Origin of the sequence: Streptomyces sp. NPDC028722, from assembly GCF_040637655.1 — a bacterium.
Classification (GTDB): Bacteria; Actinomycetota; Actinomycetes; order Streptomycetales; family Streptomycetaceae; genus Streptomyces.
In genome coordinates this window covers 87197-101598 of record NZ_JBEZWU010000016.1, presented here as the reverse complement: position 1 = coordinate 101598, position 14402 = coordinate 87197, and the positions used below count along the sequence as shown (strand labels likewise).

The window sequence follows — 14402 nt, the reverse complement described above, 5'->3', positions numbered from 1 at the left end:
GCGGCACGGCAGACGCCGCGGCGGCGACCGACGACGACGTTGCGGACGTGCGGACGGGACCGTCCTCCGCGCGTTCCGGATGACGGCTCCTGGGCCGGGGGCGTGCGTGCGAGGCTCCCGACTCCCGCGAGTTTCGGTGGCCGGCCGCCGAGTCGCGGACGTGCGGGCGGTACGCCCGGCCTCGGCGGGATCCGGCGGGCGGGTGCCCTACGCGCCCTGGGTCGACAGGGCGTCCACCAGTACCGGTGTCACCAGCTCGACCTGCCACGGACGCGCGCCGTATCCGGCCAGCGCGGTCGCCACCGACTCGGGGTCCACGGTCTGCGGCGGCTCCCAGCAGATCCGCCGCACGGTGTCCGGGGAGATCACGTTCTCCTGCGGCATCGTGACCCGCTCGGCCAGCGCGGACACCGCCGCCCGCGCCGCGGACAGCCGGGCCGCGGCGACCGGGTCCTTGTCGGCCCACGCCCGGGGCGGCGGCGGGCCGGTCACCGGCTGGCCCGGCTGCGGCAGCGCGCTCTCCGGCAGGGCCTTGGCCCGGTCCACGGCCGCCTGCCACTGCTCCAGCTGCCGGCGGCCCGTCCGGTGCCCGAACCCGTTCAGCGCGGCGAGCGCGTGGACGTTGGCCGGCACGGCGAGCGCCGCCTCCACGATGGCCGCGTCGCTCAGCACCTTGCCCGGTGACACGTCGCGCCGCTGCGCGATCCGGTCCCGGGTCTCCCACAGCTCCCGTACGACGGCCAGCTGCCGGCGCCGGCGCACCTTGTGCATCCCGGACGTGCGGCGCCAGGGGTCCTTGCGGGGCTCGGCCGGGGGCGCGGCGGCGATGGCGCCGAACTCCTGGTGCGCCCAGTCCAGCTTGCCCTGCCGGTCCAGCTCCTTCTCCAGGGCGTCCCGCAGGTCGACGAGCAGTTCCACGTCCAGCGCGGCGTACCGGAGCCAGGGCTCGGGCAGCGGCCGGGTCGACCAGTCGACGGCGGAGTGGCCCTTCTCCAGGACGTACCCGAGGACGCCCTCCACCATCGCGCCGAGGCCGACCCGGGGGAACCCGGCGAGCCGGCCGGCCAGCTCGGTGTCGAACAGGCGGGTCGGCACCATGCCTATCTCGCGCAGGCAGGGCAGGTCCTGGGTGGCCGCGTGCAGCACCCACTCGACGCCGGACAGGGCCTCGCCGAGGCCGGACAGGTCCGGGCAGGCGACGGGGTCGATCAGTGCGCTGCCGGCGCCCTCGCGGCGCAGCTGCACCAGGTAGGCGCGCTGTCCGTAGCGGTAGCCGGAGGCGCGCTCGGCGTCCACGGCGACCGGCCCGGAGCCGGCGGCGAAGGCGGCGGTCACCTCGGCGAGGGCGGTCTCGTCGGTGATCACGGGCGGAATGCCCTCGCGGGGTTCGAGCAGCGGGGTCGGCGCCTCCGTCACAGAAGATCCGGCGTCGTCCGGAGGCGTGACTCCGGTGATGCGCAGGGAGCCGTCTGCTGCGGTGTCTTGGGCGTCGGTCACCTGTCAAGGGTATCCGTGTGTGGACGGCGCCCGTCGACGGAACGTTCCGCCGACGGACGCTGAAGGGGCGTAAACCAGTCACCCTGGGGCGGCACGGGGGTTCGCCAGGGTGAACGGTGACTGCTCCGGAGGGAGTATCGGAGGGGTCAGTGAATGATCCCGGTGCGCAGGGCCACGGCCACCATGCCGGCCCGGTCACCGGTGCCCAGCTTGCGGGCGATGCGGGCGAGGTGGCTCTTGACGGTGAGGGCGGACAGGCCCATGGAGACGCCGATCGCCTTGTTCGACTGGCCCTCCGCGACCAGTCTCAGCACCTCGACCTCGCGTCCGGACAGCTCGCGGTAGCCGCCCGGGTGGCTCGGGGCACCCGGGGGGCGGCGGTGCATCCGGGCGGCGGCACCGAGGGGGGTGGCGCCGGGCCGGGAGGGGAGTCCGATGTTGGTGCGGGTGCCGGTGACGACGTAGCCCTTGACGCCGCCCGCCAGCGCGTTGCGGACGGCACCGATGTCGTCGGCGGCGGAGAGCGCGAGTCCGTTGGGCCAGCCCGCGGCGCGGGTCTCGGACAGCAGGGTGAGGCCGGAGCCGTCGGGGAGGTGGACGTCGGCGACGCAGATGTCGCGGGGGTTGCCGATGCGGGGACGAGCCTCCGCGATGGACGAGGCTTCGATGACGTCGCGCACACCGAGGGCCCACAGGTGGCGGGTGACGGTGGAGCGGACGCGGGGGTCGGCCACGACCACCATGGCGGTCGGCTTGTTCGGGCGGTAGGCGACCAGGCTTGCGGGTTGCTCGAGGAGAACGGACACCAGGCCTCCTGGGTGGGGGACGGGGCCGGCTTGTGGGGAGGAAGCCGGGGACGAACCGTGCTTTCAAGGTCACAGTCGTCTTCGGCAGCAAACCTGTCCGCCTTTAGAGAATGATCACGATCTAGTGAGTAACAATCCGTGCAATTCGGACACGCGATCGATCATCCGAAGATCGAGTCGGTTCGAGCGAGTGCGATTCGAGTACAGAAAGTGGCCGTATCGACAAAGAGATGGTCAATCGGACGCCCACACGGGTGATGCGGTCCGTACAGCGGCGTCACGTCACCGGGACTGCGGCCCCCGGCGCTGCGGCAGCGTCACCACCGACGCGTCGCCCGGGCCGGCCGGCGGCAGGCCCGCGACCTGCGCCAGCAGATCGCACCAGGCCGCCAGGTGAGCGGCGGTGTCCGGCACCCCGCCGAGACCCTCGCGGGGCGTCCACGACGCCCGGATCTCGATCTGCGAGGCGGCCGGCCGTTCGGCCAGCCCGCCGAAGTAGTGCGAGCCGGCCCGCGTGATCGTGCCGCTCGGCTCGCCGTACCCGAGCCCGCGGGCCTGGAGCGCCCCCGTCAGCCACGACCAGCACACCTCGGGCAGCAGCGGATCGGCCGCCATCTCCGGCTCCAGCTCCGCGCGCACCAGCGTCACCAGCCGGAAGGTGCCCTGCCAGGCCTCGTGCCCGGCCGGATCGTGGAGCAGCACCAGCCGCCCGTCGGCCAGCTCCTGCTCGCCGTCGGCCACCACGGCCTCCAGCGCGTACGCGTGCGGGGCGAGCCGCTGCGGGGCGGGCGTCGGCTCCACCTCGACCTGCGGCCGTACCCGCGCCGTGCGCAGCGCGTCGACAGCGGACCGGAACGCCGGGGGCAGCCCGCTGCCCGCCCGCTCCTGCGCGGTGTCCTCCGCGTCGTCCATTCCGTCAGCGCCGTCCGACAGTCGTCCCTGAGCCGCAGCCATGCGGGGAAGAGTAAGGGGAAGCGGGGCCCGGTGCGGGGCAAGACACCCCGCGCCGCCGGTCACCGATGTCATGCGAGACTTGCCCCGTGACCGCCAACGACATCCTCACGGGCCGGCAGCCCGCAGCGACGTACGACAGCGCCTTCCTCCGGGCGTGCAGGCGCGAGCCCGTGCCGCACACCCCCGTGTGGTTCATGCGCCAGGCCGGCCGCTCCCTGCCCGAGTACCGCAAGGTGCGCGAGGGTGTGCCCATGCTGGAGTCCTGCATGCGGCCCGAACTGGTCACCGAGATCACCCTCCAGCCGGTGCGCCGGCACGACGTCGACGCGGCGATCTACTTCAGCGACATCGTCGTCCCGCTGAAGGCCATCGGCATCGACCTCGACATCAAGCCCGGCGTCGGCCCGGTCGTCGAGCAGCCCGTCCGCACCCGCGCCGACCTGGCCCGGCTGCGCGACCTCACCCCCGAGGACGTCCCGTACGTCACCGAGGCCATCGGGCAGCTCACCGGCGAACTGGGCGGCACCCCGCTGATCGGCTTCGCGGGCGCGCCCTTCACCCTCGCGAGCTACCTGGTCGAGGGCGGCCCGTCCCGCACGTACGAGAACGCCAAGGCGATGATGTACGGCGACCCCGAACTCTGGGCCGACCTGCTCGACCGCCTCGCCGACATCACGGCCGCCTTCCTGAAGGTCCAGATCGAGGCCGGCGCCAGTGCCGTCCAGCTCTTCGACTCCTGGGCCGGCGCCCTGGCCCCCGCGGACTACCGGACGTCGGTCATGCCGGCCTCCGCGAAGGTTTTCGACGCCGTCGCCGGGTACGGCGTCCCGCGCATCCACTTCGGCGTCGGCACCGGCGAGCTGCTGCGACTCATGGGCGAGGCCGGCGCGGACGTCGTCGGCGTCGACTGGCGCGTCCCGCTGGACGAGGCAGCGCGCCGGGTCGGCCCCGGCAAGGCCCTCCAGGGCAACCTCGACCCGACGGTCCTGTTCACCGACAAGGACACCGTCGCCACCAAGGCCCGCGAGGTGCTCGACGCCGCCGCCGGCCTGGAGGGGCACGTCTTCAACCTCGGCCACGGCGTCCCGCCGAACGCCGACCCGGACGCGCTCACCCGGCTCGTGGAGTACGTGCACACCGCGACCGCGCACTGACTCACCAGGAGTAATGGGGCCGGGCCCGCCTGCCGAACAGCAGGCCGGGCGGCTCCGGCGGGGGCGGCGTGCCGGGCTTGAGCGGCCAGGCGAGCAGCATGCCCGCCACGAAGCCGACCACGTGCGCCGCGTACGCCACCGTGCCGGCGCCGGACATGCCGTGCCCGGAGGAGTACGCCGCCTGGAGCGCGAACCAGAAGCCCAGCACCAGCCAGGCGGGCAGCCGCAGCGGCAGGAAGACCAGGAACGGCACCAGCACCCACACCCTGGCCTTCGGGTACAGCACCAGATAGGCGCCGAGGACGCCGGCGATCGCGCCCGACGCCCCGATCAGCGGGTCGGTGGAGCCGGCGTTGAGCAGGGCGAAGCCGTAGCCGGCCGCGTAGCCGCAGACGACGTAGAAGAGGAAGTAACGGATGTGGCCCATCCGGTCCTCGACGTTGTTGCCGAAGATCAGCAGGAAGAGCATGTTGCCGAGCAGGTGCAGCCAGCCGCCGTGCACGAACATCGCCGTGAAGACCGACAGGGCCGGGGACTTGTCGTAACCGGGCGGTGCCACGACGCAGCCGGGGCCGTGCGGGCCCACACCGACGCTCCCGGTCGGCACGACCCGGGGCATCTGCTGGTGGATGAGTTCCCGGGGAACGGCCGCGTAGTGATCCATGAAGGCATGGAGATGACACAGCTGCACCAGATCGCTGCCGCCCGCCACGGCACCGGCGATGCCGGGCGTGGTGAGGAACACCAGCACGTTGGCGGCGATGAGCGCATACGTCACCCAGGGGGTACCGCGCACGGGATTCACGTCATGGACGGGTATGACCACACAGGAACAGTGCCCGCGATGCGGCCGGTGAACCGGTGAACACCGCCGGGCGCGCGTGCGTATCCCCTCACAACCGACGTGAGGATCAGGCGATGAGTGCGAACGCTCCGCAGGTACCGGTGATGCATGCGCTGCCCGACGGCGAGGCCGAGCTGTCCTTGGTGCTACGGCTTCCGTGGGAGGACGTGGCGCGGCTCGGCCAGGAGGCCGGGCGGCTCGCCTCGCAGATGCAGCGGCCGGTCACCCTGGACGAGGCGGTGAGCTACCGGCTGCGGTCCACCCGACCGCCGGCGACCCACGCCAAGCCCGCCGGCGAGCAGCCCACGGCCATGACACCCAGTTCGGCCGTCACCTCCCTGCCCCGCATCAGCGGAACGGCCTGAGCCGCTGCCCGGGAGGGCCTGAGGCGCTGCCCGGGAGGCCTAAGCCGCTGCCCGGGAGGCCTAAGCCGCTGCCCTCACCTTCGCCGTCGCCTTTCTCGCCGCCACCAGCACGGGGTCCCACACCGGCGAGAACGGCGGGGCGTAGCCGAGGTCCAGGGCCGTCATCTGCTCCACCGTCATCCGCGCGGTCAGCGCCACCGCCGCGATGTCGACCCGCTTGGCGGCGCCCTCCCGGCCGACGATCTGCACGCCGAGCAGCCGGCCCGTACGGTGTTCCGCGATCATCTTCACCGTCATGAGGGCGGCGCCGGGGTAGTAGCCGGCGCGGCTGGTCGACTCGATGGTGACGGTCTCGAACCGCAGGCCCACCCGGCGCGCGTCCTTCTCGCGCAGCCCGGTACGGGCGATCTCCAGGTCGCACACCTTGCTGACCGCCGTGCCCACGACACCGGGGAAGGTGGCGTAGCCGCCGCCGGCGTTGGTGCCGATGATCTGGCCGTGCTTGTTGGCGTGCGTGCCGAGCGGGACGTACTGCTCCTGTCCCGACACCAGGTTCAGCACCTCCACGCAGTCGCCGCCCGCCCAGATGTTCGCGTGGCCGCGCACCCGCATCGCGAGGTCGGTGAGCAGACCGCCGTGCGCGCCGAGCGGGAGGCCGGCCGCCCGGGCGAGGCCGGTCTCCGGGCGGACGCCGATACCGAGGACCACCAGGTCCGCGGGGTACTCGGCGTCCCGCGTCGTCACCGCCCGCACCCGGCCGTCCGGGCCGGTGAGCAGCCCGGTGACCTCGGTGTCGTTCACCATGGCGATACCGAGTCCCTCCATGGCGCGGTGCACCAGCCGGCCCATGTCCGGGTCGAGTGTCGACATGGGCTCCTTGCCGCGGTTGACGACCGTCACCTCGAAGCCCCGGTTGATCAGCGCCTCGGCCATCTCCACGCCGATGTAGCCGGCGCCCACGACGACCGCGCGGCGGCCACGCACGCGTGCCAGCGTGTCCAGCAGGGCCTGGCCGTCGTCCAGGGTCTGCACGCCGTGCACACCGCGGGCGTCGGCGCCGGGCAGGTCCGGGCGGACCGGGCGGGCCCCGGTGGCGATGACCAGCTTGTCGTACGGCGTCCAGGACTCGGCCCCGGAATCGACGTCACGCGCGCGTACCCGCTGTCCGGCCACGTCGATCTCCGTGACCTCCGTACGCAGCCGCAGGTCGATCCCCCGCTCCCGGTGCTCCCCGGGCGTACGGGCGACGAGCCGATCGCGCTCGGGGACGTCGCCGCCCACCCAGTACGGGATGCCGCACGCCGAGTACGAGGTGAAGTGGCCGCGTTCGAAGGCCACGATGTCCAGCTCGTCCGGACCCCGCAGCCGCCGCGCCTGCGACGCCGCGGACATGCCCGCCGCGTCGCCGCCGATCACGACCAGCCGTTCCCTGCCGCCGTCGCCACCACTGCCACCGCGCCCCTCGCTCATGCTCATGAGAAACACGCTACGGGGCACGGGGACTTCACTTCCGCCCGGCCTCCCCGGGCTCCACCGGGCGGGCCGACGGCAGTGGGCCGGGCGTGGCCGTCGCCGGCGCGGGCCCCGCACGGCGCGGCAGCCGGGGGCGTGCGACGCGCAGCCACAACAGCGTGAGCAGCGCGGCGAGCGCCGCGAACGGCAGGACGGCGCCGAGCGCGAGGGCGATCCAGCGCAGCACGGTCACGAACGCGTGCCAGCCGCCCGCCAGCGCGTCGGCGAAGCCCGGCGAGCCGTCACCGGACGCCTCCCGCACCGGCGTCCGCGACAACGACAGGGTGATGGTGGCCAGGCTCGTGCGGTCCTTGAGGGACGCCTGCCGGGCGAGCAGCGCCTCCAGATCGGCCTGACGGCTGCTCAGCTCACCCTCCAGGGTGACGACATCGCTCAGCTTGCCCGCCCTGTCCATCAGCGCGCGGATCCGTGCCACGCTGGCCCGCTGCGAGGTGATCCGGCTGTTGACGTCCACGACCTGGTCGGTGACGTCGACGGCCCTGGCCGTGCGGTGGACCACCCGGCCCGTGCCCTGGAGGCCGGCGAGGACCTCGTCGTACTTCTCGGTGGGCACGCGCAGCACGACCCGGGTGTGCTCGTGGCCGTCGCGGTCCCGGCTGGTGCTCTCCGTGCCGACGTAGCCGCCCGCGTCGCCGGCGGCCGTACGGGCCGCCGCCAGGGCCTTGGACACGTCCTTGACCTCCACGGTGAGGGACGCGGTGCGGATGATCGCGTCCGGGGCGAGCCGGGGCGTGCCCGGGACGGCCTTCGCGCCGTCCGCCCGGCCGCCGGCGGCGCCCGTCGGCCGCACCGCGGCGTCCCCGGCGGACTTCGCCGAGCCGCCGCCCGTGTCGTCGGCGCCGCACCCGGCGAGCGCGAGGGAGGCGGCGAGCAGCGTCCCGGCCAGGGCCCGCGCGGGCCGGACGGAACGGGTGACGTGTGGTGTGCGCATCGGCGGTGCTCCCGTGGCTGTGGACTATGGCGTTCCTTCGACGGCGGGTTCCGCGCGAACGTTCGGCGCCGCCGGTCCCGGTGCGGTCACGGTCCGGACTCGGGCCGGACACCGGGGCCCGGCGGGAGCACCGGCGGGGTCTGAGAGAGTGGGAGGCATGAGCACAACGGGTAACGGTGCGACGGGCAGGGGCCTGGGGCACGTCGTCGTCATCGGGGCCGGTGTCGCCGGGCTGGCCGCCGCGCACCGGCTGCTGGACCGCGGCGCGCGCGTCACCGTACTGGAGGCCGGCGACCGGGTCGGCGGCAAGCTGCTGCCCGGCGAGATCGCCGGCGTACGCGTCGACCTGGGTGCCGAATCCATGCTCGCCCGCCGCCCCGAGGCGGTGACGCTCGCGCGCGAGGCCGGCCTCGGCGACCGGCTCCGGCCGCCGGCCACGGCGACCGCCGCGATCTGGACCCGCGGCGCCCTGCGGCCCATGCCCAAGGGCCATGTCATGGGCGTCCCCGGCACCGCCGCCGCGCTCGCGGGGGTCCTGTCCGACGAGGGCCTGGCCCGCATCGGGCGGGACACCGACCTGCCCCGCACGGAGACCGGCGACGACATCGCCGTGGGGGAGTACGTGGCGGCCCGGCTCGGCCGCGAGGTCGTGGACCGCCTGGTGGAGCCCCTCCTCGGCGGGGTCTACGCGGGCGACGCGTACCGCATCTCCCTGCGCTCGGCCGTCCCGCAGCTCTTCCAGGCCGCCCAGACCCACGACTCCCTGACGGAGGCCGTCCGCGCGATCCAGGCGAGGGCGGCCGCGGCCCGGCAGACCGGACCGGTGTTCCTCGGCATCGAGGGCGGCGTGGGCTCGCTGCCGCTCGCGGTCGCCGACTCGGTGCGGGCCCGCGGAGGCGAGATCCTGACCGGGACCCCGGTGCGGGAGCTGCGCCGCGGCGGCCCGGCCCGGCCGGGCGCCGCCGACGAGGCGCGGGCCGGCGCGGCGCAGGCCCGCGCGGCCACGGGAGACGGAGCCGTGGGACACGGCGTCTGGCGCGTCGTGGCCGGAGACCGGGTGCTGCACGCGGACGCCGTCGTCCTCGCCGTCCCCGCCCGCCCGGCCGCCGACCTGCTGCGCGCCGAGTCGCCGGGGGCCGCCGCCGAACTGGCCGCCGTGGAGTACGCCTCGATGGCCCTCGTGACCCTCGCCTACCGGCGCGCCGGACTGCGCCTGTCCGAGGGCAGCGGCTTCCTCGTGCCGCCCGTGGACGGCCGCACCATCAAGGCATCCACGTTCGCCTCCCAGAAGTGGGGATGGATCGCCGAGCAGGACCCGGACGTGGTCGTGCTGCGCACCTCCGTGGGCCGCCACGGCGAGACGCGGGTGCTCGGCCGGGACGACGCCGGCCTCGTGGAGATCTCCCGGCACGACCTGCGCGAGGCGACCGGCCTGGACGCCGAGCCCCTCGAGACCCGCGTCACCCGCTGGACCGACGGCCTGCCGCAGTATCCCGTCGGGCACCACGCGCGCGTAGCCCGCATCCGCGAACACGTCGCCCGGCTCCCGGGCCTCGCGGTGTGCGGCGCCCAGTACGACGGGGTCGGCATCCCCGCGTGCATCGCGAGCGCGTACGCCGCGGTCGACCAGCTGGACGGCGACCCGGGCGGCGTGGCGGAGCTGACCGCCAACCCGGTGCAGAGCCTGCACGGCGGAGCGGGAGAATAGGGACCATGAGTGACGACGCCCCCACCACCGAGCCCGGCAGGATCCCGAACAAGGGCAAGCTGGCCAAGGACCTCAACGAGGTCATCCGCTACACCCTCTGGTCGGTGTTCAGGCTGAAGGACGTGCTGCCGGAGAACCGCACGGGATACGCCGACGAGGTCCAGGAGCTGTTCGACCAGCTCGCCGCCAAGGACGTCACGGTCCGCGGCACCTACGACGTCTCCGGCCTGCGCGCCGACGCCGACGTCATGATCTGGTGGCACGCCGAGACCAGCGACCAGCTCCAGGAGGCGTACAACCTCTTCCGCCGCACCCGGCTGGGCCGCGCGCTGGAGCCGGTGTGGTCCAACATGGCGCTGCACCGCCCCGCCGAGTTCAACCGCTCGCACATCCCGGCGTTCCTCGCCGACGAGACGCCCCGCGACTACGTGAGCGTCTACCCGTTCGTGCGCTCCTACGACTGGTACCTGCTGCCCGACGAGGACCGCCGGCGCATGCTCGCCGACCACGGCAAGATGGCCCGCGGCTACCCCGACGTGCGCGCCAACACCGTCGCCTCCTTCTCCCTCGGCGACTACGAGTGGATCCTGGCCTTCGAGGCCGACGAGCTCTACCGCATCGTCGACCTCATGCGCCACCTGCGCGCCTCCGAGGCCCGCAGGCACGTCCGCGAGGAGGTGCCGTTCTACACGGGCCGCCGCAAGGACGTCGCCGACCTGGTCGCCGGGCTGGCCTGACGGGCCGGACGGGCGCACCCGGAACGCCTAGCGCCGGGCGGCCCTGCCCTTCAGGGCGTCCCGCGAGGACGAGTCGGGGCCCGGGGCGGCCGGGGTGTCCGGCTCGGGTTCCGGGCGCGCTGCGCAGGACGCGTGCCGCGCCGGGAGGCGGCCCTCCAGCAGATACGCGTCCAGGTACGCGTTGACGCACGGGTTGGGGCCGCCGGCGACGCCGTGCGTGCCCGCGTCCCGCTCGGTCACCAGCACCGAGCCGGCCAGCCGCCGGTTCGTCTCCAGGGCCCCCTGGTAGGGCGCCGCCGCGTCCCGTTCGGCCGCCAGGATCAGCACCGGCGGCAGCTCGCCCGGAGCGGTCCGCACGTCCAGCGGACGCTGCCGGGGCGCCGGCCAGTAGGCGCACGGCAGGTTCATCCACGCGTTGTCCCAGGTCTCGAAGGGCGCCACCCGGGCGAGCCGTGTGTTGTCCCGGTCCCACACCTGCCACCGCGTCGGCCACGGCGCGTCGTTGCACTCGACGGCCGTGTACACCGCGCTGCTGTTCTCCGCCTCCACGGCCGTGTCCGGGCTCGGCGCGGCCAGCCGCACCAGCGGCTCCGGATCGCCGTGCAGATACGCCGCGAGGGCCTCGGCGCGGCTCGGCCAGAAGTCGTCGTAGTACCCGGCCGTCAGGAACGCGTTCTGTAGCTGGCCCGGGCCGACCCTGCCGTCCGCCGGCTTCCCGGCCAGCCGCTCACGCGCGGTGTCGTAGGAGCGCTGCACCTTCCCGGGCGTGTCACCGAGCCCGTACACGTCGTGGTGCCGGGCGATCCAGTCGCGGAAGTCCGCCCAGCGCTCCTCGAAGGCGGCCGACTGGTCGAGGTTGTTGCGGTACCAGACCTTCTCCGGGTCCGGGTTCACCGCCGAGTCCAGCACCATGCGCCGCACGTGCGAGGGGAACATCGCCGCGTACAGCGCGCCGAAGTAGGTGCCGTACGACGCCCCCATGAACGTCAGCCGGTCCTCGCCCAGCGCGGCCCGCAGGACGTCCAGGTCCCGGGCGTTGGCGAGGGAGGTGTAGTACCGCAGCCTGCTCCCGGACCGCCGGGCGCAGCCGCGCGCGTACGCCTTCGCCTGTGCGATGCGCTGCCGCTTGTACGCCTGCGACGGGTGGGCCGGTGACGCGGTGGGCGCCTTGAAGAAGTGCTTCGGGTCCGCGCAGGACAGCGGCGCCGAACGGCCCACCCCGCGCGGGGCGTAGCCGACCAGGTCGTACGCGGCGGCGGTCCGCTTCCACTGCGGGATCATGCCGATCATCGGGAAGTACATGCTGGAGGCGCCCGGACCGCCCGGGTTGTAGACGAGGGCGCCCTGCCGGGGGACCTTCCGCTTGCTGTTGTGCGGATCCCGCTGCGTGGCCCGGGTCCGGCTGACCGTCAGTCTGATCTTCTTGCCGTCGGGGTGGGCGTAGTCCAGCGGGACGGTCACCGTGCCGCACCGCATCGCGGCCGGGGCCTGCGGTACCTCGGCTGCCGGGCACGGGCCGAAGTCGATGCCGGCCGCCCGGGCCCGGGCCACCGTCACCGCGGTCCCGCGCAGCTCGGCCGCGCCCGGGCTGCCGGGTGCGCCGCCCGCCGGGGCCGTGGCCAGGCTGGTCAGCAGCAAGGAGCCGGCGGCCGAGTAGAGGGCGGCAGCTTTCATCGCGTGTCCCTTCGGTGCGCGGCGGCGATGGCACGGCTGCCACGGCCCGGCGACGTCACAAGGGATGCTTCGGCCGGCTGCCGGCGAAGGCAAGCACCGCCCGGCCGGTGTCGGCGGCAATGCCCCCGTGCGCCCCCGGTTGGAGCCTTCACTCCGGGAAGGACGGTTCACTCCCGCCGGGATCGGTCGCGGTGGGTGAGGGCCGCGAGCGGCTCCGAGTGCCTCGCGCGCGCTCTTGGAAGAGCCACACCGGAAAGTTGGAGGAGCCACACCGGAAAGGGCGACCTCATTCCCGCCAGGGCGGCTGGTCGCGGTGGGTGAAGGCCGCGCGCAGCTCCGGTTCGCCGATCGCGCGGACGCCGCGTACGGCGACGGACGTGAGGAACGACTGCTCGTCACCGGCCGGCCTGCCGGCCAGCGCGCCCAGCAGCCGCTGCCCGGCCGGGCAGGCCCAGCGCGAGTACGGGTGCACCTCGAACCGGGCGATGGCCAGGCAGCTCAGCGACAGCGTGAGGGGCAGGGCGAACCACAGGCCCACCAGCGGGCGGGGCGTCCCGGTCGGGACGGGCAGCAGCAGCGCGGTCACGCCCAGCGCCACCACGGCCACCGCGGCGGCCCGCACCCGGCGGACGGCGGCCTCCACGGTGACCCCCGCGCCCTCCGGCACCGCGAGCCCCGCGCGCACCAGCCCGTCGGCCAGCCGGCCCACCGCCTCGGCGCCGGCCGCCCGCGCCCGCACCGGCGCGATCCGCGACTGGCCCTCGGGCCCTATGGCCCCTATGACGGACCGCTCCATCTCGTCGCGGCCCCGCGGGTCGACCACCGTCGCCCAGCCGGTGTGCGCGAGCAGCAGCCGGCGCTGGCGGGCCATGGACACCAGGGTCACATCGGCGACCCGCGCGGGGCCGCCGGACAGGAAGGCCGCCTCGTACAGCGTCAGACCGCGCTCCCGGTCCGCCGGCGTGTCACGCGCTTCGGCGGCCGCCGCACGGACGGCCGCCAGGCACAGCAGGGCACTGGACGTACCGGCGAAAGCCCAGGCCAGGAGCAGAAGAAGGACCCAGAACATGACGTGTTTCTATGCCAGGGGCCCGGTCGGACGCCATGCCCTGTTCACGATCCGGACAGAGTGTGGCCGGTATGTGACGTTCCGTTCCCGGGCGTGGCCGTGGCCGTCAGGGACCGCCGGTCGCCGGTGGCGGGCCGGCGGTGGCCGGCGGCAGGGCGTACGTCTCGCCCGGCGACGGCGACGGCGTGACCGGTACCGCGGCACCGGGGTCGGCCTCCGGCGGCGTCGGCACCGGGGACGCCGGGGCCGTCAGGTCCCGGGCCAGCGCGGCGAAGTCGACGTACCCCGTCGCCTCCAGGACCCTGATGTGGTCCAGCACGGTCGTGTTCGCGTCGTCGGCCAGATCACGGACCAGGGAGTTCTGGGTTCCGGCCCGCACCTCGGCGACCAGGGAGAACACCCGGCCGTGCGCGAGCCGCAGCAGACCGGCGAACTGCCGGTCGAAGTCCTGGCCCCGCGCCGCGTCCAGGATGGCCAGCCACTGCTTCTGCTGCGCGTTGGGTTCGTTGGGCAGGGCCACACCGAGCTGGGTGGCGACGGTCCGTACGTGCGCGTCCAGCGAGGTGTGGCCGTCGACGAGGTGCTGTCCCGCCGTGCGGACGGCCGCCGTGGTGCCCTTGTGCCGCGCCAGCTCCCCGGCGGGCAGCTCCCACAGCCCGGCCAGCCGCACCTTGGTGACGAAGTCCCGGTCCTGCGCGGACAGCGGACCGTACGGGGTGGTCACCGTCGCCGCGCTGAGCACGTTCGCGCCCGCCGGGTCCTGCCGGCCGGCGTACGACCAGAGCGGAACGACCAGCGCGACGGCCGTCGCCGCCAGGGCGGCGACGATGAGTCCGGTACCGCTGAATATGCCTCGGCCCTGGATCGGGGGTCGCGGTCGCATGCTGCCTCCTGCACCGCACGCCGTGGTGTGCTTGGGGTGGCTGCGGGCTTGGCATATTACTGCGAGGCGGAGCGAAGCCGTCCGCAGCGCCGGTGAGGACCCGGGCGGCGACGGGGGCGCGCGGTCGTTCGCAGCGGCGGCGCGGGCGGCCCCCCGAGCACCTCCCGACCGACCTGACCACCGACCCTCCAGGGGCGCGGTGAACTGCGCGACCAGCCACCCCCCACCCGCACCCGACCACCCGCCC

The 14402-nt window shown here is 74.4% G+C and carries 13 protein-coding genes; 4 read left to right on the top strand and 9 right to left on the bottom strand.

The features are described from left to right. Positions 1-207 precede the first annotated feature (207 nt). The 3 genes from AB0F03_RS23775 to AB0F03_RS23765 all read right to left on the bottom strand — a co-directional run bounded on the left by AB0F03_RS23775 (position 208) and on the right by AB0F03_RS23765 (position 3257). Positions 208-1497: a ribonuclease D gene (locus AB0F03_RS23775; RefSeq protein ID WP_361995307.1), complete on the bottom strand. Its 1290-nt coding sequence runs from the start codon at positions 1495-1497 to the stop codon at positions 208-210. Between the two features lie 146 nt (positions 1498-1643). Further along, a complete protein-coding gene (locus AB0F03_RS23770) occupies positions 1644-2303 on the bottom strand; it encodes a response regulator transcription factor (protein ID WP_121786344.1) in 660 nt (219 codons plus the stop codon). Between the two features lie 282 nt (positions 2304-2585). Further along, positions 2586-3257, bottom strand: coding sequence for a DUF3000 domain-containing protein (locus AB0F03_RS23765; RefSeq protein WP_361995305.1), 672 nt, complete (start codon positions 3255-3257; stop codon positions 2586-2588). A gap of 86 nt (positions 3258-3343) precedes the next feature. On the opposite strand from AB0F03_RS23765, the gene hemE reads away from it, so the two are divergent. Continuing rightward, positions 3344-4411 carry a uroporphyrinogen decarboxylase gene (hemE, locus tag AB0F03_RS23760; RefSeq protein WP_361995303.1) on the top strand — a complete coding sequence of 356 codons (1068 nt, stop codon included), beginning with the start codon at positions 3344-3346 and terminating at the stop codon, positions 4409-4411. Between the two features lies 1 nt (position 4412). On the opposite strand, the gene AB0F03_RS23755 is transcribed toward hemE, so the two are convergent. Further along, the gene (locus AB0F03_RS23755; protein ID WP_361995301.1) at positions 4413-5237 is read right to left on the bottom strand and encodes a rhomboid family intramembrane serine protease; all 825 of its coding nucleotides are present in this window, start codon (positions 5235-5237) and stop codon (positions 4413-4415) included. 122 nt (positions 5238-5359) lie between these two features. On the opposite strand from AB0F03_RS23755, the gene AB0F03_RS23750 reads away from it, so the two are divergent. Continuing rightward, on the top strand, positions 5360-5620 hold the full coding sequence (locus AB0F03_RS23750) for a hypothetical protein (protein ID WP_361995403.1): 261 nt from the start codon (positions 5360-5362) through the stop codon (positions 5618-5620). A gap of 60 nt (positions 5621-5680) precedes the next feature. On the opposite strand, the gene AB0F03_RS23745 is transcribed toward AB0F03_RS23750, so the two are convergent. Both AB0F03_RS23745 and AB0F03_RS23740 read right to left on the bottom strand, forming a co-directional pair. Then, entirely contained in the window at positions 5681-7096 is a 1416-nt protein-coding gene (locus tag AB0F03_RS23745) for an FAD-dependent oxidoreductase (RefSeq protein ID WP_361995299.1), read from the bottom strand. Between the two features lie 28 nt (positions 7097-7124). Beyond that, positions 7125-8084, bottom strand: a complete 960-nt coding sequence (locus AB0F03_RS23740; protein WP_361995297.1) for a DUF4349 domain-containing protein — start codon at positions 8082-8084, stop codon at positions 7125-7127. Positions 8085-8241: 157 nt separating this feature from the next. On the opposite strand from AB0F03_RS23740, the gene hemG reads away from it, so the two are divergent. Together hemG and hemQ are read left to right on the top strand one after the other, a co-directional pair. Beyond that, positions 8242-9792 carry a protoporphyrinogen oxidase gene (gene hemG, locus AB0F03_RS23735; RefSeq protein ID WP_361995295.1) on the top strand — a complete coding sequence of 517 codons (1551 nt, stop codon included), beginning with the start codon at positions 8242-8244 and terminating at the stop codon, positions 9790-9792. A 5-nt stretch (positions 9793-9797) separates the two neighbouring features. Continuing rightward, positions 9798-10529, top strand: coding sequence for a hydrogen peroxide-dependent heme synthase (gene hemQ / locus AB0F03_RS23730; protein WP_361995293.1), 732 nt, complete (start codon positions 9798-9800; stop codon positions 10527-10529). A 27-nt stretch (positions 10530-10556) separates the two neighbouring features. On the opposite strand, the gene AB0F03_RS23725 is transcribed toward hemQ, so the two are convergent. From AB0F03_RS23725 to AB0F03_RS23715, 3 genes are all read right to left on the bottom strand, one after another. Continuing rightward, positions 10557-12203 (bottom strand): alpha/beta hydrolase, encoded by a 1647-nt coding sequence (locus AB0F03_RS23725; RefSeq protein WP_361995291.1) that lies wholly within the window; start codon positions 12201-12203, stop codon positions 10557-10559. A 286-nt stretch (positions 12204-12489) separates the two neighbouring features. Continuing rightward, positions 12490-13272, bottom strand: coding sequence for a TIGR04222 domain-containing membrane protein (locus tag AB0F03_RS23720; RefSeq protein WP_361995289.1), 783 nt, complete (start codon positions 13270-13272; stop codon positions 12490-12492). 106 nt (positions 13273-13378) lie between these two features. Beyond that, positions 13379-14155 (bottom strand): DUF4142 domain-containing protein, encoded by a 777-nt coding sequence (locus AB0F03_RS23715; RefSeq protein ID WP_361995287.1) that lies wholly within the window; start codon positions 14153-14155, stop codon positions 13379-13381. Positions 14156-14402: the final 247 nt, after the last annotated feature.